Here is a 24097-nt window from a genome sequence, read left to right as displayed (position 1 = left end):
GCCGTATGTGGGAGCAAGCGGTTTTGCGCTCCTTTGTCCAAGAACAAAGGAGCCCGCCGTAAAGGCGGAAGGGGCCACTAGCGCCGCTACATCCCTTGGATCAGCCACACAAGCCCAAAGCCCCAACCCCCCAGAGAACCCAGAGAGCCCAGAGAGCCCAAAACCAAAACCCTGCCCCCACTAATCCGTGAAGAGCCTTTTTTTTGTTTTAGTCTGTGCCGGCCTCTTCGCGGGCAAGCCCACTCCTACAAGGACAGTGATAAAACCTGTGGGAGCGGGCTTGCCCGCGAAGAGGCCGGCACAGACAACCTCAAATCACGAACAAATCCATAAACCTGTGCACCGCCATACCTTCCAGCCGCTGCTGGTCCTTGCACACCCCAAGGATCTGCTCACACCGCTGCCGGGCAAACCGGGTCGCCAGGTTCTCTCTGAACTTCGCCTCCAGCAAAGGAATCCCCTCCCCCCGCCGCCGCCGGTGCCCTACCGGGTACTCCACCACGACCTGCTGGGTACTGCTGCCATCCTTGAAGAACACCTGCACGGCATTGGCGATCGAACGCTTGTCCGGCTCCAGATACTCCTGAGTGAAACGCGGCTCCTCGATCACCTCCATCTTCTCGCGCAGGCGGTCGATGCTCGGATGGGCAGCATGGAAGGCGTCTTCATAGTGCTCAGCCACCAGATGCCCGAAGATCAGCGGCACGGCGACCATGTATTGCAGGCAATGGTCGCGGTCTGCGGCGTTGGCCAGGGGGCCGACCTTGGAAATGATGCGGATCGCCGATTCTTGGGTGGTGATGACGATGCGATCGACCTCATGCAACCGGTTGCGTACCTGTGGGTGCAAGGTCACAGCCGCCTCGCAGGCGGTCTGGGCATGGAACTCGGCCGGGAAGCTGATCTTGAACAGGATATTCTCCATCACGTAGCTGCCCAGTGGCTGCCCGAGGCGCAACTCACGTTGTCCGGCGGGCTTGAGTGCCAGATCCTTGTTGGTGTGGCTGAACGACACCTCGTGAAAGCCCCACTGTGGCGCCGTGAGTGCACTGGGCACGCCCATCTCGCCGCGCAGGGCGATGTCGGCCAGACGCACGCCACGGCTGGAAGCATCACCCGCGGCCCAGGACTTGCGCGACCCCGCGTTAGGCGCGTGGCGGTAGGTACGCAGCGCCTGCCCGTCGACGAAAGCATGGGACAAGGCAGACAGCATCTGCTCGCGATTGGCGCCCAGCAGGCGGGCACAGATGGCCGTAGACGCCACCTTGACCAGCAGCACATGGTCCAGGCCGACCCGATTGAATGAGTTTTCCAGCGCCAGGACACCTTGGATTTCATGGGCCATGACCATGCTTTCGAGCACGTCACCCATGAGCAGCGGCGCCTCGCCAGCGGACACGCGCTTTTGCGACAGATGATCGGCCACGGCCAGGATGCCGCCGAGGTTGTCCGAGGGGTGCCCCCACTCGGCGGCCAGCCAGGTGTCGTTGTAATCCAGCCAGCGCACGCTGCAACCAATGTCCCAGGCAGCCTTTACCGGGTCTAGCCGATAGTCGGTGCCAGGCACGCGGGCGCCATTGGGCACCTGGGTGCCTTCCACCAGCGGGCCCAGCAGCTTGGTGCATTCGGGAAAGCGCAAGGCCAGCAAGGCGCATCCGAGGGAATCCATCAGACAGTTGCGCGCGGTATCCAGCGCTTCGGGCGATTCGACCCGGTAATCGAGGGCGTAATCGGCGAGGGTTTGCAGCAGCCGGTCGTAGTCCGGGCGATCGTTCAGGTCAACATTGGCGCTCATGGCAAGCTCCTGTAGGGGGGCTGCCTCGCAGCCCCATCAACTCCAACCGAGCGATCGTGGTGCCTCAGAAGCAATCGCCAGGCACCCTCACCCAGCCTTCCATCAACACCCGTGCACTGCGGCTCATGATGGCTTTGGTCACCGTCCATTCACCCTTGACCTGACGAGCCTCGGCCCCGACCCGCAAGGTGCCGGAGGGGTGACCGAAGCGCACCGCGCTGCGTTCGCCGCCGCCGGCGGCGAGATTGACCAGCGTCCCCGGAATGGCTGCCGCGGTGCCGATGGCCACCGCGGCAGTGCCCATCATCGCGTGGTGCAGCTTGCCCATGGACAACGCACGCACCACCAGGTCGATGTCACCGGCTGCGACAGCCTTGCCACTGGAGGCAGTGTAGGCGCTCGGCGGCGCGACGAACGCGACCTTGGGGGTGTGCTGACGCCCGGCAGCCTGGTCGACGTGTTCGATCAACCCCATGCGCACCGCGCCATAGGCACGAATGATTTCGAAACGCTGCAGGGCCTGGGCATCGCCATTGATCGCATCCTGCAACTCGGTACCGGTGTAGCCGATATCGGCGGCGTTGACGAAGATGGTCGGGATACCGGCATTGATCATCGTAGCCTTGAAGGTACCGACGCCCGGCACTTCGAGGTCGTCCACCAGATTGCCGGTGGGAAACATCGACCCGCCGCCAGCGTCCTCGTCGGCGGCCGGGTCGAGGAATTCAAGCTGCACCTCGGCCGCGGCGAAGGTCACGCCGTCAAGCTCGAAATCGCCTGTCTCCTGCACTTCGCCGTCGGTGATGGGCACATGGGCGATGATGGTCTTGCCAATGTTGGCCTGCCAGATCCGGACGGTGGCCAGGCCGTTGCGTGGGACGCGGGCCGGGTCGACCAGGCCGCCACTGATGGCGAACGAGCCGACCGCAGCGGAAAGATTGCCGCAGTTGCCGCTCCAGTCGACGAAGGCCTTGTCGATGGCGACCTGACCGAACAGGTAGTCGATGTCGTGCTCTGGCCGACTGCTTTTCGCCAGGATCACGGTCTTGCTGGTGCTGGAGGTGGCACCACCCATACCATCGATCTGCTTGGCGTAGGGGTCGGGGCTACCGATCACCCGTAGCAACAGGGCGTCGCGGGCCGGACCAGGCACCTGAGCGCGCTCGGGCAAATCCTGCAGGCGGAAGAACACGCCCTTGCTGGTGCCACCGCGGATGTAGGTGGCGGGGATCTTGATTTGTGGTACGTATGCCATCGTCTTGGGTGTCCTGTAGAAGAATGCGAAACCCCTGGGGCCGCTGCGCGCCCCATTCGCGGGACAAGCCCGCTCCCACAGGCTGTGTGCCTTACTCGCGGGCAGCGCTGTACCTGTGGGAGCGGGCTTGCCCCGCCACTCAGGCCGAGGCCTCGAGGAAATCCTGGGCAAAGCGCTGCAACACACCACCGGCCTCGTAGATCGACACTTCCTCCGCCGTGTCCAGACGGCAAGTCACCGGCACTTCGAAGCGGTCGCCATTCTTGCGCGTCACCACCAGCGCCAAGGTCGCACGCGGCGTGCGCGCCCCCAGGACGTCATAGGTCTCGCTGCCATCTAGGCCCAGGGTGTTGCGGTCGGTGCCCGGCTTGAACTCCAGCGGCAATACACCCATGCCCACCAGGTTGGTGCGATGGATACGCTCGAAGCCTTCGGCGACGATCGCTTCGACACCTGCCAGTCGCACGCCCTTGGCCGCCCAATCGCGCGACGAACCCTGACCGTAGTCGGCACCGGCAACGATGATCAGCGGCTGCTTGCGTTGCATGTAGGTCTCGATGGCCTCCCACATGCGCGTCACCTTGCCCTCCGGCTCGATACGCGCCAGCGACCCCTGTTGCACGCTGCCGTCTTCCTTGCGCACCATCTCGTTGAACAGCTTGGGGTTGGCGAAGGTGGCGCGCTGCGCGGTCAGATGATCGCCACGGTGGGTGGCGTAGGAGTTGAAGTCCTCTTCGGGCAGGCCCATTTTCGCCAAGTACTCGCCCGCGGCGCTGTCGAGCAGGATAGCGTTGGACGGCGACAGGTGGTCGGTGGTGATGTTGTCCGGCAGCACCGCCAGCGGACGCATGCCGCGCAGAGTCCGCTCGCCGGCCAGAGCACCTTCCCAGTAAGGCGGCCGACGAATGTAGGTGCTCATCGGGCGCCATTCATACAGCGGCGGCACCTGCGGCCCGCGGTCCTCCTCGATGGCGAACATCGGGATGTAGACCTTGCGGAACTGCTCGGGCTTGACGGCGGCGCGCACCACTTCGTCGATTTCGGCGTCGCTCGGCCAGATATCCTTGAGGCGGATCTCCTTGCCATCGACCACGCCCAGCACATCCTTCTCGATGTCGAAACGGATGGTCCCGGCGATGGCGTAGGCCACCACCAGCGGCGGCGAAGCCAGGAACGCCTGCTTGGCATACGGATGGATACGCCCGTCGAAGTTGCGATTGCCCGACAACACCGCGGCGGCGTACAGATCGCGATCGATGATCTCCTGCTGAATCACCGGATCCAGGGCACCCGACATGCCATTGCAGGTGGTGCAGGCAAAGGCGACGATGCCAAAGCCCAACTGCTCCAGCTCTTTTTCCAGCCCTGCCTCTTCCAGGTACAACTGCACGGCCTTGGAGCCCGGCGCCAACGACGACTTGACCCAAGGCTTGCGGGCCAGGCCGAGTTTGTTGGCGTTGCGCGCCAACAGACCTGCGGCGATCACGTTGCGCGGATTGCTGGTGTTGGTGCAACTGGTGATGGCGGCGATGATCACCGCGCCGTCGGGCATCTGTCCGGGTACTGCTTCCCACGCCCCGGCAATGCCCTTGGCCGCCAGATCGCTGGTGGCCACACGGGCGTGCGGGTTGGACGGGCCGGCCATGTTGCGCACCACGCTGGACAGATCGAAGTGCAGCACCCGCTCGTATTCGGCATTGATCAGGCTCTCGGCCCACAGGCCGGTCGCCTTGGCATAGGTTTCCACCAACTGCACCTGCTGCGCTTCGCGGCCGGTGAGCGTGAGGTAATCGAGGGTCTGCTGGTCGATGGCGAACATCGCGGCAGTGGCGCCGTACTCCGGGGCCATGTTGGAGATGGTCGCGCGGTCGCCCAGGGTCAGGGCACGAGCGCCTTCGCCGTAGAATTCGAGATAGGCGCCGACCACTTTCTGCTTGCGCAGGAATTCGGTCAGGGCCAGTACCAGGTCGGTGGCGGTGATGTTCGGCGCCAGTTTGCCGCTCAGTTCGACGCCTACGATTTCCGGCAGACGCATCCACGAGGCGCGGCCCAGCATCACGTTCTCGGCCTCGAGACCGCCCACCCCGATGGCGATCACACCCAAGGCATCGACGTGGGGGGTGTGGCTGTCGGTGCCGACACAAGTGTCCGGATAGGCTACGCCGCGATCGCTGTGAATCACCGGCGACATCTTCTCCAGGTTGATCTGGTGCATGATGCCGTTGCCAGGCTGGATCACGTCGACGTTCTTGAAGGCTTTCTTGGTCCAATTGATGAAATGGAAGCGGTCTTCGTTGCGACGGTCCTCGATGGCGCGGTTCTTGTCGAACGCCTGGGGATCGAAGCCACCGCATTCCACAGCCAGCGAGTGATCGACGATCAGCTGCACCGGCACCACAGGATTGACCTGGGCTGGGTCGCCGCCCTTGTCGGCGATGGCATCGCGCAGCCCGGCAAGATCGACCAGGGCGGTCTGGCCGAGGATGTCATGACACACCACCCGGGCCGGGAACCATGGGAAATCGAGATCGCGCTTGCGTTCGATGAGCTGGCCGAGCGAGGCGTCCAGAGTGGCCGGATCGCAGCGGCGCACCAGGTTCTCGGCGAGCACGCGGGAGGTGTAAGGCAAGCCGTCGTAGGCGCCAGGCTTGATCGCCTCGACTGCCGCACGGGCGTCGAAGAAGTCCAGGTCGGTGCCTGGCAGAGGTTTACGGTAGGTCGTGTTCATAGCGTTATCAGGCTCGGTCACAAGGGGCGGAAGGCGGCTCCGTCCCTGTGGGACCGGGCTTGCCTCTCAGTGTTGCTTTCAGCGCTGATCGATCGGCACGAACTGGCGCTGGTCGACGCCGGTGTACTCGGCGCTCGGGCGAATGATGCGGTTGTTGGCACGCTGTTCGTAGACGTGCGCCGCCCAGCCGGTCAGGCGCGAGCAGACGAATATCGGGGTGAACAGCTTGGTCGGAATGCCCATGAAGTGGTACGCCGAGGCATGGTAGAAGTCGGCGTTGGGGAACAGGCGCTTCTGTTCCCACATGGTCTTGTCGATGGCTTCGGAGACCGGATACAGAACGGTGTCGCCCACTGCATCGGCCAACTGCTTCGACCAGCCCTTGATCACCTCGTTGCGCGGGTCGGACTCCTTGTAGATGGCATGCCCGAAGCCCATGATCTTGTCCTTGCGCTCGAGCATGCGCAGCAGTTCGGCCGTCGCCTCCTGTGGGCTATGGAAGCGCTCGATCAACTCCATCGCCGCCTCGTTGGCGCCACCGTGCAGGGGCCCGCGCAGTGCGCCGATGGCTGCTGTGATGCAGGAATACAGGTCGGACAGGGTCGAGGCGCAGACCCGTGCGGTGAAGGTCGAGGCGTTGAATTCGTGCTCGGCGTAGAGAATCAGCGACACGTTCATGACCTTGACGTGCAGCTCGCTGGGCTTCTTGCCGTGCAACAGGTACAGGAAGTGCCCGCCCAGGGTGTCTTCGTCGCTGCTGCAGTCGATGCGCACGCCGTGGTGGGTGAAGCGATACCAATAGCACATCATCGCTGGGAACAGCGCCAGCAGTCGGTCGGTCTTGTCGCGCTGTTGCTCGAAGGTCAACTCGGGTTCGAGGGTGCCCAGCACCGAGCAGCCGGTACGCATCACATCCATCGGATGGGCGTCTCGCGGAATGCGCTCGAGCACCTCCTTCAGCGCCTGGGGCAGTTCACGCAAGCTCTTGAGCTTAACCTTGTATTCGGCAAGCTCGGCCTTGCTCGGCAACTCGCCATACAGCAGCAGATAGGCCACTTCTTCGAATTCGGCGCCTGCGGCGAGGTCACGAACGTCGTAGCCACGGTAGGTCAGGCCGGCGCCGGCCTGGCCGACCGTGGACAGTGCAGTCTGGCCGGCCACCTGGCCACGCAGGCCTGCGCCACTGAGTACTTTTGCTTCGGCCATGGTGCTTCTCCTTTCTTGAACTTGTTATGGAATTCTTCTGGCTAATCAGCTTTGCCTGTGCCAGCGAAGAGGCCGACACAGGCACGATCACTCAACCTTTCTTCTGCGCGAACAAGGCATCCAGGCTCTGCTCGAAGGCGTGATAGCCAATGGCATCGTAGAGCTCCATGCGGGTCTGCATGGTGTCGATCACGTTCTTCTGCGTACCATCACGGCGCAGCGCGGTGTAGACGTTTTCGGCGGCCTTGTTCATGGCACGGAAGGCCGACAGCGGGTACAGCGCCAGCGACACATCGGCCGAGGCCAGTTCTTCGGTGGTGTACAGCGGCGTGGCGCCGAATTCGGTGATGTTGGCCAGGATCGGCGCACCCACGCGCTCGGCGAAGGTCTTGTACATCGACAGCTCGGTGATAGCCTCGGGGAAAATCATGTCGGCCCCGGCCTCGATGCACGCTGCAGCGCGATCCAGGGCGGCGTTCAGGCCCTCGACGGCCAACGCGTCGGTGCGCGCCATGATCACGAAGCTGTCGTCGCTGCGCGCATCCACCGCAGCCTTGATGCGATCGACCATCTCCTGCTGAGTGACGATTTCCTTGTTCGGCCGGTGACCGCAACGCTTGGCTCCGACCTGGTCTTCGATGTGAATCGCGGCGGCGCCGAACTTGATCATCGACTTGACGGTACGCGCGACGTTGAAGGCCGAAGCGCCGAAGCCGGTGTCGACATCCACCAGCAGCGGCAGGTCGCACACGTCGGTGATGCGGCGCACGTCGGTGAGCACGTCATCCAGGCCAGTGATGCCAAGGTCCGGCAACCCCAGGGAGCCTGCAGCCACGCCACCACCGGACAGGTAGATGGCCTTGAACCCGGCGCGCTTGGCCAACAGGGCATGGTTGGCGTTGATGGTACCGACCACTTGCAACGGATGTTCGGCGGCGACGGCATCGCGGAAACGCTGGCCGGGCGTGCTCTTCACAGTCATGAATCACCTCGGGGGCTGTTGTTGTTGGCGTCCAGGTAATGACGCTGAATGTTGCGTTTGGAGGCGCCGATATGGCGGCGCATCAGGAGTTCGGCCAGCTCACCATCACGCTCGGCGATGGCGTCGAGGATGCGGTGATGCTCGGAAAAAGCCTGGCGCGGCCGGTTGGGCGTGGCGGAGAACTGGATGCGGTACATGCGCACCAACTGGTACAGCTCACCACAAAGCATCTTGACCAGCGTCTGGTTGCCGCTGCCCTGGATGATGCGGTAGTGGAAGTCGTAGTCGCCTTCCTGCTGGTAGTAGCCGACCCCGGCCTGGAAGGCCGCATCGCGCTCGTGGGTATCGAGAACCCGACGCAATTCGTCGATCTCGGCCTGACTCATGCGCTCGGCGGCGAGGCGACAGGCCATGCCTTCGAGCGACTCACGAATCTCGTACAGCTCGACCAGCTCGGCGGGGTCCAGCGACACCACCCGCGCTCCCACATGCGGCACCCGCACCAGCAGGCGCTGGCCTTCCAGACGGTGGATGGCCTCGCGCAGCGGGCCACGGCTGATGCCATAGGTACGCGCCAGCTCCGGTTCGGAGATCTTGCTGCCAGGGGCGATCTCACCCTTGACGATGGCCGCCTGGATGCAACGGAAGACATGCTCGGACAAGGTTTCCGTTTCGTCTGATTGCGCAAGGCTGGAGGGAGAAACGTCGAGCATATTGTCAACACCTTTTAAATCCATAAGGCGAAAATTAGCGAATCAACTCCACCTAGTCAAAGAAAAATTCAATATTGTCGACAATCGTCTAAGAGCGAACTTAACCCGTTTCGCTGCTGTCAGATCGCGAGGCGCTGGCGCCCAGGCGTTGCCGTGATAGAATGCCGCGCCTCCCACGGAGTATGGACAGTGTGTCCGTCGGCAGCCGCAGGTTGTCGACAGATGAACGAGGAAGCTTGCGCAGTACTTGCCAGTCGCCTTGCCCCGAACTTTGCACAGCACCGCGCCAGGACTATGAGACTTACACCCGTTTTATTGCTGTTATGCATGTCCCTGTTGCCGGCCCTCGGCCAAGCCGCAGGCAAGACCGTCTACGGTCTCAACGAATATGCCCGACTGGGTGGCCTCGACCTCGAAGTGGCCGCCAAGCTCGACACCGGAGCCAAGACCGCTTCGCTCAGCGCCCGCGACATCAAGCGCTTCAAGCGCGACGGGGAAAGCTGGGTGCGGTTCTACCTGGCCATCGATGCCGCCCACTCGCATCCGATCGAACGCCCCCTGGCCCGCGTCAGCAAGATCAAGCGCCGTGCCGGCGACTATGATGCAGAGTCGGGCAAGGCCTATACGGCCCGCCCGGTCATCGAACTCGAAATCTGCATGGGTCAGGCCCTGCGCACCATCGAAGTCAACCTCACCGACCGCAGCGCGTTCCAGTTCCCGCTGCTGATCGGCTCCGAGGCGCTCAAGCACTTCGACGCGCTGGTCGACCCAAGCCTTAAATACGCGGCCGGCAAACCTGCCTGTGCCACCGACGCTCCCAAAGCAGAGTAACCCCGATGCGCTCCCTTACCCTCCATTTGAAAGTCCTCATCACCGTGCTGGTGCTACTGGGCGTGGCGGTCACGGCTTATCAGATCTTCGTCCTCGGCATTCCGGTGACCGAAGACGAAACCGACGACCTGTGGAACATCGACGCCAAGGTCGAATTCGTTGCCAGCGCCAAGGACCCGGTCAAGGTGCAGATGTTCGTGCCCCCGCTGAACCGCGACTACGTGAGCCTCAACGAGAGCTTCATCTCCAACAACTACGGGGTGAGCGTCAACCGCGCCGACGGCAACCGCAAGGTGACCTGGTCGGCACGCCGCGCCAGCGGCAATCAGACCCTCTACTATCGCTTGGTGCTGACCAAGCGCTACAGCACCGAGAAGAGCACGGTCAAGGGCCCGACTTTCCGCGACAGCCTGGCCGTCGAAGGCCCCGAGAAGATTGCCGCCGAGGCTCTGATGGCGCCGATTCGCCAGCACTCGGCCGACGTCGAGACCTTCGTCAGCGAAACCATCAAGCGGGTCAACAACCTCAACGACGACAACGTCAAGTTGCTGCTGGCAGGCGATACCTCGTCGATGAAGAAGGCCCAGGTCATCGACCTGCTGCTGTCGATCGCCCATGTGCCGATGGAAAAGGTCCACACCATTCGCCTGGTGGCCGACACGCCGCAATCCCCTGAACTGTGGCTGCGCAGCTTCAACGGCAACGACTGGCTGTACTTCAACCCCGACACCGGCGAGCAAGGCCTGCCGAACGACCGCCTGCTGTGGTGGACCGGTGACGACAATCTGGTCACCATCGATGGCGGCAAGAAGGCCAACGTCACCTTCAGCATGAACAACAGCGAGATGAACGCCATCCGCCTGGCCAAGCTGACCGACGAGAATACCGACGCCGACTTCCTCGAGTACTCGCTGTACGGCCTGCCGCTGCAGACCCAGCAGACCTTCATGATCATGGTAATGATCCCGATCGGCGTCCTGGTGATCCTGGTCCTGCGCAACCTGATCGGTATCCAGACCCTGGGCACCTTCACCCCGGTGCTGATCGCCCTGGCCTTCCGCGAAACCCAGCTGGGCTTCGGCATCGTGCTGTTCACCGTGATCACCGCACTGGGCCTGTCGCTGCGCTCCTACCTCGAACACCTGAAGCTGCAGATGCTGCCGCGCCTGTCGGTAGTGCTGACCTTCGTGGTGGTACTGATCGCCGCGATCAGCCTGTTCAGCCACAAACTGGGCCTGGAGCGTGGGCTGTCGGTCGCACTGTTCCCGATGGTGATCCTGACCATGACCATCGAGCGCCTGTCGATCACCTGGGAAGAGCGTGGCGGCGGCCATGCCATGAAAGTGGCCATCGGCACCCTGTTCGCCGCATCCCTGGCGCACCTGCTGATGATGGTGCCGGAGCTGGTCTACTTCGTCTTCACCTTCCCGGCGGTACTGCTGATTCTGGTGGGCTTCATGCTGGCGATGGGTCGCTACCGTGGCTACCGCCTGACTGAGCTCGTTCGCTTCAAGGCATTCGTCAAAAAGGGCGACGTGTGATGTTTGGCCTGATCAAGACGTGGAAAGCCCTGGAGGCCCGGGGCATCATGGGTATCAACCGGCGCAATGCGGACTATGTCCTGAAGTACAACAAGCGCAACCTGTACCCGATCGTCGACGACAAGATCATCACCAAGGAGCGCGCACTCGCAGCCGGGATCCATGTGCCTGAGATGTACGGCATCATCGAGACCGAGAAGCAGATCGAGAAACTCGACGAGATCATCGGTGGGCGCAACGACTTCGTCATCAAGCCGGCCCAGGGCGCCGGCGGTGACGGCATCATGGTGATCGCCGACCGCTTCGAGGACAACTACCGCACGGTCTCGGGCAAGATCATCAGTCACGAGGAGATCGAGCACCAGATCTCCAGCATCCTCACCGGCCTCTACTCGCTGGGCGGCCATCGCGACCGGGCGCTGATCGAGTACCGGGTGACCCCGGACCAGATCTTCAAGAGCATCAGCTATGAAGGCGTACCGGATATCCGCATCATCGTGTTGATGGGCTATCCGGTGATGGCCATGCTGCGCTTACCGACCCGCCAGTCCGGAGGCAAGGCCAACCTGCACCAAGGCGCCATCGGCGTGGGTGTCGACCTGGCGACCGGGGTGACCCTGCGCGGCACCTGGCTCAACCGCATCATCAGCAAGCACCCGGACACCACCAATGCGGTGGACGGCGTGCAATTGCCGAACTGGGATGGCTTCATGAAGCTGGCTGCCAGCTGCTATGAACTGTGCGGGCTGGGCTATATCGGGGTGGACATGGTACTGGACCAGGAAAAGGGCCCATTGATCCTCGAACTCAACGCCCGCCCGGGCCTGAACATCCAGATCGCCAACGACTGCGGCCTGACCCAGCGCACCCACGCCATCGAGGCCCACCTCGAGGCACTGGCAAAGGATGGCGTGACCGAGGATGCCGAGCAGCGCGTACGGGTTGCCCAAGGGTTGTTCGGGCACGTGCAACCTCGCTAGGCCTGCAACGCCCCTTCGCGGGACATGCCCGCGAAGGGGGCGGAACACGATGGTCGTATGTCGCGCCAAAGCTAGGCGCATCTCCCTCACAGGTCTACAATCGCCCTCCTCGCTTTTACATCGCCGTCCATACTGATGCCGACCTGTACGCTCCACCCCCTGCCCTACCAACCCGACCCCGCTGCCTTCTTCGCCCGCCTGCGCCAGGCGCCCGGCGCGATCCTGCTCGACAGCGCCCGCCCCGGCGCCGAGCGCGGACGCTTCGACCTGCTCAGTGCCTGGCCGCTGCAACACCTGCAAGCCCAGCCTGACGAAGATGGCCGTGGGTTCCTCCAGCGCCTGCGCGCAGCCCTGGCGCAGCTGGGCGAGGCGCAACTACCCGAAGGCTGCGAACTGCCCTTTGCCGGCGGTTTGATCGGCTACCTCAGCTACGACTTCGGGCGTCGCCTGGAAGAGTTGCCGAGCGTTGCCAGCGACGACCTCGGCCTGCCGGATGCGCAATTGGGTGTGTACGCCTGGGCGTTGATCAGCGACCACCAGCAAGCCACCAGCCAACTGGTGCTCCACCCCAGCCTGGCCAAGCATGAGCGCCAACGCCTGATTGCCCTGTTCGGCGCCGACACAACCTCCACCACCGGCGAGTTCCGCCTGCTCGCCGCCATGCGTGGCGACTTGCAACCCGGGCAGTACCGCGCCGCTTTCGACCAGGTGCAACGCTACATCCAGGCAGGCGACTGCTACCAGATCAACCTCACGCAACGCTTCCGCGCCCCCTGCCAGGGCGACCCGTGGCGGGCCTACCAGGCTCTGCGCACAGCGTGTCCGACGCCCTTCTCCGGTTACCAGCAACTGGCCGATGGCAGCGCGTTGCTGAGCTTTTCACCCGAACGTTTCGTCCGCGTCAGCCAACGCCAGGTGGAAACCCGTCCAATCAAGGGCACCCGCCCACGCGCCAGCGACCCGGGCGAAGATGCACGTAACGCCGAGGAGCTGCGGCACAGCCCCAAGGACCGCTCGGAAAACCTGATGATCGTCGACCTGCTGCGCAACGACTTGGGGCGCACTTGTGAAATCGGCTCGGTCAAGGTGCCGGAGCTGTTCAGCCTGGAGAGCTATCCCAACGTCCACCATCTGGTCAGCAGCATCACCGGGCACTTGGCCGAAGGCCGCGACGCCCTGGACCTGATCGGCGACAGCTTCCCCGGCGGTTCGATCACCGGAGCTCCGAAGATCCGCGCCATGCAAATCATCGACGAGCTCGAACCCAGCCGCCGTGCACTGTATTGCGGCTCCTTGCTATACGTCGACGTACGCGGCGAAATGGACAGTTCAATCGCCATCCGCAGTCTGCTGATCAAGGATGGCCAGGTCAGTTGCTGGGGCGGTGGCGCGGTGGTAGCCGACTCGAACTGGGAGGACGAGTACGAAGAGTCGGTCACTAAAGTGCGAGTATTGATGGAAACGCTGCAGGGGCTGTAGCAGCGGGCCGGCCCGGCCATTTTTTGTTACCATCACTCCACTACGAGCGCACAGCGCCACAGCCAAGATGGAAACCGCCTGATGAGCCAACCCTTCGATGTCGCCGCCCTCGCCGCGACCTACGCCAACAAGTCCCCCCAGGACATCCTCAAGCTCGCCTTCGAACACTTCGGCGACGATCTCTGGATCTCCTTCAGCGGCGCCGAGGACGTGGTGCTGGTCGACATGGCCTGGAAACTGAACAAGCAGGTCAAGGTCTTCAGCCTTGACACCGGCCGTCTGCACCCGGAGACCTATCGTTTCATCGACCAGGTCCGCGAGCAGTACAACCTGCCGATCGAAATCCTCAGCCCAGACCGCGACAAACTCGATCCGTTCGTCAAGGAAAAAGGCTTGTTCAGTTTCTACAAGGATGGCCACGGCGAGTGCTGCGGCATCCGCAAGATCGAACCGTTGCGCCGCAAGCTCGCCACTGTGAGCGCCTGGGCCACCGGCCAGCGCCGCGACCAGAGCCCAGGTACCCGCAGCCAGGTGGCGGCCCTGGAGATCGACAGCGCCTTCTCCACCCCCGAGCGGACCCTGTACAAGTTCAACCCGCTGGCGCAAATGACCAGCGAGGAAGTCTGGGGCTATATCCGCATGCTCGAATTGCCCTACAACAGCCTGCACGAGCGCGGCTTTATCAGTATCGGCTGCGAGCCCTGCACCCGCCCGGTGCTGCCGAACCAGCACGAGCGCGAAGGCCGCTGGTGGTGGGAAGAGTCGACACAGAAGGAATGCGGGCTGCACGCCGGCAACCTGATCAGCAAGGCTTGAAGAGCAGCTGCAAGCTGCAAGCTGCAAGAAAAAGCAGCCCGCCGTAGCTTACGGCTTGTAGCTTATGGCTTGCAGCTGTTCTCAGTGCACCGGTAGTTCGACGCCCTCGAACAACTCTTCGAGCTCTTGCTTGTTATGGCACTGGATGGCCTTGGCCATCACTTCACGGGTCAGGTGCGGGGCGAACTTCTCGATGAAGTCGCACATGAAACCGCGCAGGAAGGTGCCACGACGGAAGCCGATCTTGGTGATGCTGGCTTCGAACAGCTCGCTGGCATCCAGGCAGACCAGATCAGGATCCAGCTTGGCATCCACCGCCATCTTGGCCACGATGCCGACCCCCAGGCCCAGACGTACATAAGTCTTGATCACGTCCGCATCGGCTGCGGTGAACACCACTTTCGGGGTCAGGCCGCGGTGATTGAATGCCTCGTCCAACTTGGAACGGCCAGTGAAGCCGAACACATAGGTGACGATCGGGTATTCGGCGACTGCCTCCAGGGTGAGTTTCGGCAGCTTGGTCAGCGGGTGCCCCTGCGGCACCACCACACAGCGATTCCACTTGTAGCACGGCATCATGATCAGGTCGCCGAACAGCTCCAGCGCCTCGGTGGCGATGGCGAAATCGACCGTGCCGTCGGCCGCCATTTCAGCAATCTGCATGGGCGAACCCTGGTGCATGTGCAGCGACACTTCTGGGTACTGCTTGATGAAGCTGCTGATCACCGGCGGCAACGCATAGCGCGCCTGGGTGTGGGTGGTGGCGATCGACAGCGTCCCTTTCTTCTCGTTGGAGAATTCCTGGGCGATCTGCTTGATGCTTTCGACCTTGCGCAGGATTTCACCAGCGGTATTGATGATCCGCTCACCAGCGGGAGTGACCCGCGTCAGGTGCTTGCCGCTGCGGGCAAAGACTTCAACACCCAGTTCATCCTCCAGCAGGCGAATCTGCTTGCTGATCCCTGGCTGGGAGGTATACAGACTCTGCGCCGTCGCGGAGACGTTGAGGTCATGGTGCGCCACTTCCCAGATGTAGCGCAGTTGTTGAAGCTTCATAGGTTTCCCTCGGGTCAGCAGTAATTCACCGGCGGCACACTGCGGGCTGCGATGAGATATAACTATATTAGTGGTAATCGCAATAAATCTAGAACTATTTTGTTACACGCCCCGGATGCGTCCTTCGAGTAGTTTCATGCCTTCCTACGGCCAAGATGCTGGGCCAACGGCACCATATAGACCGGCACCGGTGACAGCTGCAGCAGGCGCACCGCCGTGCGCCCAAGCGGCACATCTCCACCCGCTCCTGTGCTGTGGGTACCGAAGATCATCAGGTCGACCGCCAGACGCTGGGCCTGCTCGAGAATGACCTGCGCCGGATCGCCCTGACGCACGCGCACGGCCTTGATCAACGCCAGGTCGGCCTCCTCACCCAGCTCTTCACGGAAGTTCTCGAGCACGCGCTGCTCGATGTTGGCCATCACCGTATTGACCCCCTCGCTGTGCAATTCATCCAGCGTCTGCTCATCGAGATAGCTCTGCAGCAGCGATTCGGCGAACTGGCCCATCGGCTCCACGGCGTGTATCACGTAGAGTTCAGCACCGAAGGTGCGCGCCAAGGCCAAGGCATGCTGCATGACGTAGGGCGCGTACACCCCGAGGTCGGTGGCGTACAACATGGAACGGATCATTCGACCTCCTCGGCTGTCGCGACGACAGAGCAAGCTTCAGCTTAGCAGCGCGCCGCGCAGCCGCCTTGCCGTCCAGCCGCTGGAGCTGCGGGCTGGCGCGGATCAGGCGAGGCGGCTCTGGGCTCTGGGCTCTGGGCTCTGGGCTCTGGGCTTTGGGCTTTGGGCTTTGGGCTTTGGGCTTTGGGCTTTGGGCTTGGATGGTCGATCCGAGAGGTGTAGCGCCGCTACACAAAATGGATCGCCCCCCCCCAATCTCAATGCCCACCCAAGCCAAATCCGTGAAAACCCCATTTCCGCGCGCCAGCAAAGCGCAACCAGCACACAAAGACCCAGGGAAAAACCTTGCGCCGAGCAGGCCAACCCATTGTCGCCACCCCTGTAACGCGCTAAGGTTCCGCTCCCCGCTGCGAACATTCTTGCTGCTGGGCCGCACGGGGATTGCTGGCGGCCGGCACCCGTGACCTGACGAGTAACACGATGGCTGATTTACCGATCGACGACCTTAACGTTGCCTCCAACGAGACCTTGATCACCCCCGATCAGCTCAAGCACGAACTCCCTCTGAGCGCCAAGGCCCTGCAGACTGTGATGGCTGGCCGCGAAGTGGTGCGCAATATCCTCGATGGCAAGGACCATCGCCTGTTCGTGGTGGTGGGCCCGTGCTCGATCCATGACATCAAGGCGGCGCACGAGTATGCCGAACGCCTCAAGGTGCTGGCCGAGGAAGTTTCCGACACCCTGTACCTGGTGATGCGCGTGTACTTCGAGAAGCCGCGCACCACCGTGGGCTGGAAAGGCCTGATCAACGACCCCTACCTGGACGACTCCTTCAAGATCCAGGACGGTTTGCACATCGGCCGCAAGCTGTTGCTGGACCTGGCGGAAATGGGCCTGCCGACCGCAACCGAAGCGCTCGACCCGATTTCGCCGCAGTACCTGCAGGATCTGATCAGCTGGTCGGCGATCGGTGCACGTACCACCGAGTCGCAGACCCACCGCGAAATGGCCTCGGGCCTGTCGTCGGCCGTGGGCTTCAAGAATGGCACCGACGGCGGCCTGACCGTCGCCATCAACGCCCTGCAGTCGGTCTCCAAGCCGCATCGTTTCCTGGGCATCAACCAGGAAGGCGGCGTCTCGATCGTCACCACCAAGGGCAACCCCTACGGCCATGTGGTGCTGCGTGGCGGCAACGGCAAGCCGAACTACGATTCGGTCAGTGTCGCCCTGTGCGAGCAGGACCTGGCCAAAGCCAAGATCAAGGCCAACATCATGGTCGACTGCAGCCACGCCAACTCCAACAAGGATCCGGCCCTGCAGCCGTTGGTGATGGAAAACGTCGCCAACCAGATTCTCGAAGGCAACCAGTCGATCATCGGCCTGATGGTCGAGAGCCACCTGAACTGGGGCTGCCAGTCCATCCCCAAGAATCTCGACGAACTGCAATACGGCGTGTCGATCACCGACGCCTGTATCGACTGGTCGGCGACCGAGAAGACCCTGCGCAGCATGCGCGAAAAGCTCAAGGATGTTCTGCCGCAACGTAAACGCGGCTGATAAAACAGCGGGGCCGCTTGCTGCCCCAATCCCCCAAGCCGCGCCTATTCTCGAATAGGCGCCGGTTTGTTGGCGATTGGGGCAGCAAGCGGCCCCGCTGCGTTTGTCCTGGCAGAATTCAGACTTTGCTCGAGTGCCGCTGCTGACGCTCCATGTAGCGCTCCACGTACGAGCACGAAGGGATCACCGTGTAGCCCATCTGGTCGGCGTACTCCAGGGCCTTCTCGGTCAGCGCCGCAGCGATGCCGCGCCCACGCAGGGCGTTGGGAACGAAGGTGCGATAGATATCCAGCGTCTGCTTGCCCAGGTCCATGTACGTCAGGTAGGCACGATGACCGTCCACGTTGGTCTCGAACTGATGACCGGCCTGGTCATGGTGGATGGTCAGCGCTTCACTCATCACTACTCCTTGCAGGTCTTGCGGCAGACCCTGGCCTTAACCGATGGTGGTATGTCCGGCGAAGGAACCTCTACGCCACCCTTTGCCCCTTCGACCGCAGGGCCATGTCAATCGTTCTGCGGGCAGGCACCCCAAATAGTAGGCACCCTCGCCCGGATTGCTCAAGGTGGCAGCGGTTAAAAAGTGGCGCGTAGGGCTACGATTCCCCAAGACCTGCACTCACAACAGCAGCCGGATGTTCTTGGGCTTAAGACGTTGGTCGACAGTTAAAGTCACCGTTAGTTCAACAAAAAAGTTCCCGCACTACAGTCGCTTGCGGCGCCTGCACAGGTTTTTCACAAATGCCTACGCAAATCTTGTCGGCGCGCCCTCCAGCAACAAATTTTTTTGCTGTTCTTGCGCTTGGTCAGTTTACTTACTACAAGTAATGGGTACTATGTACGCCGGCCAGTTTCTCTTTTCCGAGAGATGGCTCTTTAATAGAAAGTCCTTGAAGGGGAACACGATGAACAACGTTCTGAAATTCTCTGCTCTGGCTCTGGCCGCAGTTCTGGCTACCGGTTGCAGCAGCGTATCCAAAGAAACCGAAGCTCGTCTGACTGCGACTGAAGACGCAGCAGCCCGCGCTCAAGCTCGTGCTGACGAAGCCTACCGTAAGGCTGACGACGCACTGGCAGCCGCTCAGAAGGCTCAGCAAACCGCTGACGAAGCCAACGAGCGCGCTCTGCGTATGCTGGACAAAGCCAGCCGCAAGTAATAATCCTCACGGATTGTTAAGAAGCCGACCCACTTGTGGGTCGGCTTTTTTATTGGCGTGTTAAACCGATGTGACACAAACGAAGAGGCCTGCGCAAGGCAGGCCTCCAGATTACCCATTTAACCCTTACTGCAGTTCGGCCGGGATGCTCGACACCATCGACTCACTGCCCTGGTTATTGGCAGGGACGGCGATTTCCACCGGCATGCCATCTTCGGCGGCAACCACATCGCGGACCATGTCCCAGTTCATACGCAGGTTATTGGCGAGATCTTCACGCTTGAGCAGCGCATTGATCACCGCAGTGTGCTTGTCGACCACCGACGGATCACCGTGATCATCGAGCGGCGTGTGGGCTTCGAGGTAGACCTTGCCGCCACTGACGCCGAACTTGTACGGTTCGTTGATGATCCGCACCGAGGTGCCGACCGGGACCATCTTCGACAGCGCCAGCACGTTGTTGTTGAACATGCGGAAGCAACCATGACTGGTGCGCATGCCGATGCCGAACTTCTTGTTCGAACCATGGATCAGGTACCCCGGCACGCCCAGGGTGAACTTGAACGGCCCCAACGGGTTGTCCGGCCCTGCCGGCACCACTGTGGGCAGGATGTCACCATCGGCGGCATGCTCGGCGCGAATCGAGGCGGGCGGCGTCCAGGTCGGATTCGGCGTCTTGGCGGTGATCTTGGTCTGGGCGATCGGCGACCCCCACCCTTCGCGCCCGATGCCAAGCGGATAGGTGTACACCTTGTTCTCCCCTTTGGGGTAGTAGTACAAGCGGTACTCGGCGAGGTTGATGACGATACCCTCGCGCGGCCCCGGCGGCAGGATGTACCGGGTCGGCAGGATGATCTCGGTACCGGCGCCCGGCAGCCACGGATCGACGCCTGGGTTGGCGGCGATCATTTCCAGATAACCGAGGTCGTTGGCCGTGCCGATGTCGGCGAAGGTATCTTCGTACTTGGCCTTGATGACCTGCACCTGGCCTACCACGTCTTCACCGGGCGGCGGCAACGGCAGCTCAAGTGCAGCAGCGGGGCCCGCTACCAGCAGGGCGGCCAGGGACAGGCAACGGGTGACGGCGGGAAAGCGCGGCAACATCCGGTAAATCCTTCGAAAGATGAGTCAAGACGGTCGATTGTACACCCGCCCCGATACAAGCGGGAGGCGTCGGCGGTGCACAAGCGTTTCAGATGATGAAAGGCGCCCGCTAAGCCCTACAACTGCGGCCACACCGGGCGCATGCCACGCCTCTGGGCCTCGAGTATCGCCCGGCACAGCGGGCACAGCCGGCCGTCACGGTAGACCGAGCGCGCTACCCCGGACCAGCGTGGTTGCGCGGGCAGCAGACCGCCACACAAGGTACGATCGGCCGGCACGCCCAGCTCGAGCTGACGGGCCACCAGATGGACGCGGATTTCCTGGCAGGCGAACAGGTCGAGCTGCTCATCGGGCTCGATCAGTTGATAGGCATACAAGGACCAGGCAGGGCGCGGCATTGGGGGCTCTCGAAACGGGGGGCGCAACATTAGCCGAAAGCCGCCCCCGTTTAAAGCATCAGAGCAAGGGTTTTATCACCGGCCAGGCATTTTCCAGCAGGCGCTGCTGCGCGCCCTGCGCCGGATGGATGCCATCGGCCTGCATCATTTGCGACACGCCACCGATACCTTCGAGGAAAAACGGTACCCATGCCACCTGCTTGTCCCGTTGCAGTTGTGCGTAAACCTCGGCGAAGGCAGTGGTGTAGCGCGCGCCATAGTTCGGTGGCAGACGCATGCCCAGCAACACGACCTTGGCACCCGCTGCACGTGAGCTGTCGATCATCGAAGCAAGATTTTGTTGCAATTGCGCCGGCGGCTGCCCCCGCAAGCCGTCATTGCCCCCAAGCTCCAGCACCACCACGCTCGGCTTGTGCGCCGCAAGCAGCGCCGGTAGCCGCGCGCGACCGCCCGCACTGGTATCGCCACTGATCGAGGCATTGACCACCTGGTCGTCGAAACCTTCCTCCTTGAGCCGTGTCTGCAACAGAGACACCCACCCCTGGCGGGTATCCAGGCCAAAACCTGCGCTGATACTATCGCCGACGACCAGCAGTGTTCCCGCCGCCGCGCTCTGGGCCAGGCAATACAGGGCCAGACCGGCACTCAACCACCACACTCGCATTGGATTCTCCATGGGCCCCAGCATTCTCGTTGCGCAGAACCTTAGCAAAGTGGTCCCCAGCGCGGAAGGCGACCTGACCATCCTGCATGCCCTTTCCCTCGACCTGAGCAAAGGCGACAGCCTGGCCATCGTCGGTGCTTCCGGCTCGGGCAAGTCGACCTTGCTCGGCTTGCTGGCTGGGCTCGACCGCCCAAGTGCCGGCAAGGTCATCCTCGCCGGGCACGACCTCGGCCCCCTGGATGAAGACCAGCGCGCGCGAGTGCGTGCAGAGCACGTCGGTTTCGTGTTCCAGTCGTTCCAGTTGCTCGACAGCCTCGATGCCCTGGAGAACGTCATGCTGCCCCTGGAGCTGGAGGGTCGCCGCGATGCCCGCGAACACGCCCGCACCCTGCTCGAACGGGTCGGCCTCGGCAAGCGCTTGAGCCACACGCCACGCCAGTTGTCCGGCGGCGAGCAGCAACGCGTGGCCATCGCCCGCGCCTTTGCCGCCCAGCCATCGGTGCTGTTCGCCGATGAGCCCACCGGCAATCTCGACAGCCACACCGGCGAACGCATCAGCGACCTGCTGTTCGAGCTGAACCAGGAGCGCGGCACCACCTTGGTCCTGGTGACCCATGACGAGCGCCTGGCCCGCCGCTGCCGGCGCCAGATCCGCCTTGAGGCCGGCCAGATGGTCACACCGGAACCTGCCCTATGACCGGCATGCCGCTGACCCGCCTGTGCGGCCTGGCCCTACGCCAACTGCTGCGAGACATCCGCGCCAGCGAAGTGCGCGTGCTGTTCTTTGCCCTGCTCGTGGCGGTGGCGGCAAGCACCGCCATCGGTTACTTCGGCGCGCGCCTCAATGGCGCCATGCAACTGCGGGCTAGCGAGTTCCTCGGGGCCGACCTGGTATTGCAAGGCACTTCGCCAGCCCGCGACCGACAGATCAGCGAAGGCCTCGCCCTGGGCCTGACCCACGCCCAGGTGGTGGAGTTCACCAGCGTGGTCGGCGCCGATGCCGGCATCCAACTGTCCAGCATCAAGGCGACCGATAGTGCCTACCCCTTGCGCGGACAGGTGCGCAGTGCCGCCGCCCCCTATGGCGAGGAGACCCCAGGCGGCGGCCCGGCAACCGGCGAAGCCTGGGTCGAGCCGCGTCTGCTGGCCGCGCAGGGCCTGAAGATCGGCGACAGCATCGAGGTCGGCACGAAAACCCTGCGCATGAGCCGGGTGCTGACGTACGAGCCAGACCGCGCCAACAATTTCTACAGCCTCACACCCCGGGTGATGATCAATCTCGCCGACCTGAAGGCCACCGGCGTGATCCAGCCAGGCAGCCGAGTGACCTATCGCGACCTGTGGCGCGGCGAAGCCGAGGCACTGGCCCAATACCGTCAGACCGTGGAAAAGGACCTGGCCGCCAACCAGCGCCTGCGCGACACTCGCGATGGCAACCGGCAGATCGGCGGCGCCCTGGGCAAGGCCGAACGCTACCTGAACATGGCCAGTCTGGTAGCTGTGCTGCTGGCCGGCGTGGCAGTCGCCCTTTCGGCCAATCGCTACGCTGCCCGACGCCTGGATGCCAGCGCGCTGCTGCGTTGCCTGGGCCTGTCTCGCCGGGAAACCCTTGGCCTTTATTGCGTGCAACTAGCACTGCTGGGAACGGCGGCGGCACTCAGCGGTGCGCTGCTCGGCTGGCTGGCGCAGCTGGGGCTGTTCCGTCTGCTGCACGGCCTGCTGCCCAGCGTGGTTCCGCCCGGCGGCCTCCTTCCAGCCCTGGCCGGAATCGCCACCGGCCTGGTGGCTTTGGCAGGCTTCGCCCTGCCACCCCTGGCCGCCTTGGGCAAGGTCCCACCGCTGCGGGTGCTGCGGCGCGACCTGCTGCCGGTGCCACCGAGCAGTTGGCTGGTCTACGGCGCCGCCCTGTTCGCTCTGGGCCTGATCATGTGGCGCCTGAGCCTCGACCTGCTGCTGACCTTCGCCCTGCTCGGCGGCGGCCTGGTCGCCGCACTGCTGCTGGGCGGCCTGCTGCTCCTGGGCCTGCGCAGCCTGCGGCGCCTGCTGACTGGCGCACCCTTGGCCTGGCGCCTGGGCCTCGGCCAACTGCTGCGCCATCCCACGGCCGCCGCTGGTCAGGCCCTGGCCTTCGGCCTGATCCTTCTGGCGATGGCCCTGGTGGCCTTGCTGCGCGCCGAACTGCTCGATACCTGGCAGGCGCAACTGCCCAAGGACGCACCCAATTACTTCGCCCTGAACATCCTTCCCGACGACCGCGCCCCCTTCGCCCAGCACCTGCGCAAGGTCAATGCCGCTTCTGCGCCCCTGTACCCGGTCACGCCGGGGCGGCTCATCCAGATCAACGATCACCCCGTGCAACAAATCGTCAGCAAGGACTCGGCCGGCGAACGCGCCGTGCAACGCGATCTCAGCCTGACCTGGGCCGCCGAGTTGCCCGCCGGCAACTGCCTGACCGCCGGCAGCTGGTGGCAGGCCGCCCCCACTACCCCTCAAGTGCCCGGTGTCTCGGTGGAGGCGGAGCTGGCCAGTAGCCTGAAACTGCAAGTGGGCGACCTGCTGACCTTCGACGTCGGTGGCGCACAGCACCAGGCCCGCGTCACCAGCCTGCGCAGCGTGCACTGGGACAGCTTCCAGCCGAACTTCTACATGATCTTCCAGCCCGGCACTCTGCAAGGCCTGCCGACCACGTACCTGACCAGCTTCTACCTGCCGCCAGGACACGACCTCGACGTAGTCGCCCTGTCCCGCGCGTTCCCGGCAGTGACCATCCTCCAGGTCGACGCATTGCTGGAGCAACTGCGCAGCATCCTCGCCCAAGTCACCCTGGCCGTCGAATATGTGCTGCTGTTCGTGCTCGCTGCGGGCCTGGCAGTGCTGTTCGCCGGGCTGCAGGCCACACTGGATGAGCGCATTCGCCAGGGCGCCCTGTTGCGCGCCCTTGGCGCAGCGCGCCCCCTGCTGGTCAAGGCGCGGCGCATTGAGTTCGGCTTGCTGGGTGCAGCCAGCGGCTTGCTGGCGGCGCTGGGCTGCGAGCTGATCACCCTGGTGCTCTATCGGTATGCCTTCGACCTGCCGTGGAGCCCCCACCCCTGGCTGTTGCTGTTGCCGGTGGCAGGCGCACTACTGGTCGGTGGCGCGGGGGTGCTGGGCACCCGCCGGGCGCTGAACGCCAGCCCGCCGACGGTGCTGCGCGAGGGCTGAACGAA

Annotated in this window: 21 protein-coding genes; 9 read left to right on the top strand and 12 right to left on the bottom strand. The window is 63.3% G+C overall.

All coding sequences use genetic code 11. The features are described from left to right. Nucleotides 1-310: 310 nt before the first annotated feature. The 6 genes from prpD to KY379_RS10625 all read right to left on the bottom strand — a co-directional run bounded on the left by prpD (nucleotide 311) and on the right by KY379_RS10625 (nucleotide 8679). Nucleotides 311-1795, bottom strand: coding sequence for a 2-methylcitrate dehydratase (gene prpD / locus KY379_RS10650; RefSeq protein WP_261241665.1), 1485 nt, complete (start codon nucleotides 1793-1795; stop codon nucleotides 311-313). A gap of 64 nt (nucleotides 1796-1859) precedes the next feature. After that, the gene (gene prpF / locus KY379_RS10645) at nucleotides 1860-3050 is read right to left on the bottom strand and encodes a 2-methylaconitate cis-trans isomerase PrpF (protein WP_133328462.1); all 1191 of its coding nucleotides are present in this window, start codon (nucleotides 3048-3050) and stop codon (nucleotides 1860-1862) included. A gap of 139 nt (nucleotides 3051-3189) precedes the next feature. Further along, on the bottom strand, nucleotides 3190-5778 hold the full coding sequence (gene acnD, locus KY379_RS10640) for a Fe/S-dependent 2-methylisocitrate dehydratase AcnD (RefSeq protein ID WP_261241659.1): 2589 nt from the start codon (nucleotides 5776-5778) through the stop codon (nucleotides 3190-3192). Nucleotides 5779-5856: 78 nt separating this feature from the next. Further along, nucleotides 5857-6984 carry a 2-methylcitrate synthase gene (gene prpC, locus KY379_RS10635; protein WP_261241653.1) on the bottom strand — a complete coding sequence of 376 codons (1128 nt, stop codon included), beginning with the start codon at nucleotides 6982-6984 and terminating at the stop codon, nucleotides 5857-5859. Nucleotides 6985-7075: 91 nt separating this feature from the next. Further along, complete coding sequence (gene prpB, locus KY379_RS10630; RefSeq protein ID WP_261241651.1) at nucleotides 7076-7966, bottom strand: methylisocitrate lyase; 891 nt, start codon at nucleotides 7964-7966, stop codon at nucleotides 7076-7078. Continuing rightward, nucleotides 7963-8679: a GntR family transcriptional regulator gene (locus tag KY379_RS10625; RefSeq protein ID WP_133328471.1), complete on the bottom strand. Its 717-nt coding sequence runs from the start codon at nucleotides 8677-8679 to the stop codon at nucleotides 7963-7965. The genes prpB and KY379_RS10625 overlap by 4 nt, the downstream gene beginning before the upstream one ends. Nucleotides 8680-8973: 294 nt before the next feature. Between KY379_RS10625 and KY379_RS10620 the strand changes: the two genes are divergently transcribed. From KY379_RS10620 to KY379_RS10600, 5 genes are all read left to right on the top strand, one after another. Beyond that, the gene (locus KY379_RS10620; protein WP_133328473.1) at nucleotides 8974-9510 is read left to right on the top strand and encodes an ATP-dependent zinc protease; all 537 of its coding nucleotides are present in this window, start codon (nucleotides 8974-8976) and stop codon (nucleotides 9508-9510) included. 5 nt (nucleotides 9511-9515) lie between these two features. Then, nucleotides 9516-11051, top strand: a complete 1536-nt coding sequence (locus KY379_RS10615) for an inactive transglutaminase family protein (protein WP_133328475.1) — start codon at nucleotides 9516-9518, stop codon at nucleotides 11049-11051. Continuing rightward, nucleotides 11051-12031 (top strand): alpha-L-glutamate ligase-like protein, encoded by a 981-nt coding sequence (locus tag KY379_RS10610; protein WP_133328477.1) that lies wholly within the window; start codon nucleotides 11051-11053, stop codon nucleotides 12029-12031. The genes KY379_RS10615 and KY379_RS10610 overlap by 1 nt, the downstream gene beginning before the upstream one ends. A gap of 135 nt (nucleotides 12032-12166) precedes the next feature. Continuing rightward, on the top strand, nucleotides 12167-13510 hold the full coding sequence (gene pabB / locus KY379_RS10605) for an aminodeoxychorismate synthase component I (RefSeq protein WP_261241648.1): 1344 nt from the start codon (nucleotides 12167-12169) through the stop codon (nucleotides 13508-13510). An 81-nt stretch (nucleotides 13511-13591) separates the two neighbouring features. Further along, nucleotides 13592-14326 (top strand): phosphoadenylyl-sulfate reductase, encoded by a 735-nt coding sequence (locus tag KY379_RS10600; protein WP_133328481.1) that lies wholly within the window; start codon nucleotides 13592-13594, stop codon nucleotides 14324-14326. Between the two features lie 81 nt (nucleotides 14327-14407). Here KY379_RS10600 and cysB read toward each other — a convergent pair whose 3' ends face one another. Continuing rightward, nucleotides 14408-15382, bottom strand: coding sequence for an HTH-type transcriptional regulator CysB (gene cysB, locus KY379_RS10595; RefSeq protein ID WP_133328483.1), 975 nt, complete (start codon nucleotides 15380-15382; stop codon nucleotides 14408-14410). 134 nt (nucleotides 15383-15516) lie between these two features. Beyond that, a complete protein-coding gene (locus KY379_RS10590; RefSeq protein WP_133328485.1) occupies nucleotides 15517-16014 on the bottom strand; it encodes a universal stress protein in 498 nt (165 codons plus the stop codon). A 477-nt stretch (nucleotides 16015-16491) separates the two neighbouring features. Here KY379_RS10590 and KY379_RS10585 point away from each other — a divergent pair, with 477 nt between their 5' ends. Further along, nucleotides 16492-17568: a 3-deoxy-7-phosphoheptulonate synthase gene (locus tag KY379_RS10585; protein WP_133328487.1), complete on the top strand. Its 1077-nt coding sequence runs from the start codon at nucleotides 16492-16494 to the stop codon at nucleotides 17566-17568. Nucleotides 17569-17686: 118 nt separating this feature from the next. Here the strand turns inward: KY379_RS10585 and KY379_RS10580 are convergent, their stop codons facing one another. Next, nucleotides 17687-17968: a GNAT family N-acetyltransferase gene (locus tag KY379_RS10580; RefSeq protein WP_023379662.1), complete on the bottom strand. Its 282-nt coding sequence runs from the start codon at nucleotides 17966-17968 to the stop codon at nucleotides 17687-17689. Nucleotides 17969-18473: 505 nt separating this feature from the next. Here KY379_RS10580 and oprI point away from each other — a divergent pair. Continuing rightward, on the top strand, nucleotides 18474-18725 hold the full coding sequence (gene oprI, locus KY379_RS10575; RefSeq protein WP_003259780.1) for an outer membrane lipoprotei OprI: 252 nt from the start codon (nucleotides 18474-18476) through the stop codon (nucleotides 18723-18725). Between the two features lie 126 nt (nucleotides 18726-18851). On the opposite strand, the gene KY379_RS10570 is transcribed toward oprI, so the two are convergent. The 3 genes from KY379_RS10570 to KY379_RS10560 all read right to left on the bottom strand — a co-directional run bounded on the left by KY379_RS10570 (nucleotide 18852) and on the right by KY379_RS10560 (nucleotide 20891). Continuing rightward, the gene (locus KY379_RS10570; RefSeq protein ID WP_261241647.1) at nucleotides 18852-19829 is read right to left on the bottom strand and encodes a L,D-transpeptidase family protein; all 978 of its coding nucleotides are present in this window, start codon (nucleotides 19827-19829) and stop codon (nucleotides 18852-18854) included. A gap of 116 nt (nucleotides 19830-19945) precedes the next feature. Beyond that, on the bottom strand, nucleotides 19946-20227 hold the full coding sequence (locus KY379_RS10565; protein ID WP_133328491.1) for a hypothetical protein: 282 nt from the start codon (nucleotides 20225-20227) through the stop codon (nucleotides 19946-19948). Nucleotides 20228-20285: 58 nt separating this feature from the next. Then, entirely contained in the window at nucleotides 20286-20891 is a 606-nt protein-coding gene (locus KY379_RS10560) for an arylesterase (protein WP_133328493.1), read from the bottom strand. A 10-nt stretch (nucleotides 20892-20901) separates the two neighbouring features. On the opposite strand from KY379_RS10560, the gene KY379_RS10555 reads away from it, so the two are divergent. Together KY379_RS10555 and KY379_RS10550 are read left to right on the top strand one after the other, a co-directional pair. Then, nucleotides 20902-21588, top strand: coding sequence for an ABC transporter ATP-binding protein (locus KY379_RS10555; RefSeq protein ID WP_196172091.1), 687 nt, complete (start codon nucleotides 20902-20904; stop codon nucleotides 21586-21588). Continuing rightward, complete coding sequence (locus KY379_RS10550) at nucleotides 21585-24092, top strand: ABC transporter permease (protein WP_261241646.1); 2508 nt, start codon at nucleotides 21585-21587, stop codon at nucleotides 24090-24092. Before KY379_RS10555 ends, KY379_RS10550 begins: the two co-directional genes overlap by 4 nt. Nucleotides 24093-24097: the final 5 nt, after the last annotated feature.

The sequence above is a fragment of the Pseudomonas sp. HD6422 genome, assembly GCF_025377065.1.
Classification (GTDB): domain Bacteria; phylum Pseudomonadota; class Gammaproteobacteria; order Pseudomonadales; family Pseudomonadaceae; genus Aquipseudomonas; species Aquipseudomonas putida_U.
Note: the sequence above shows the minus strand (reverse complement) of the source record. Positions and strands in the feature narration are given on the sequence as shown.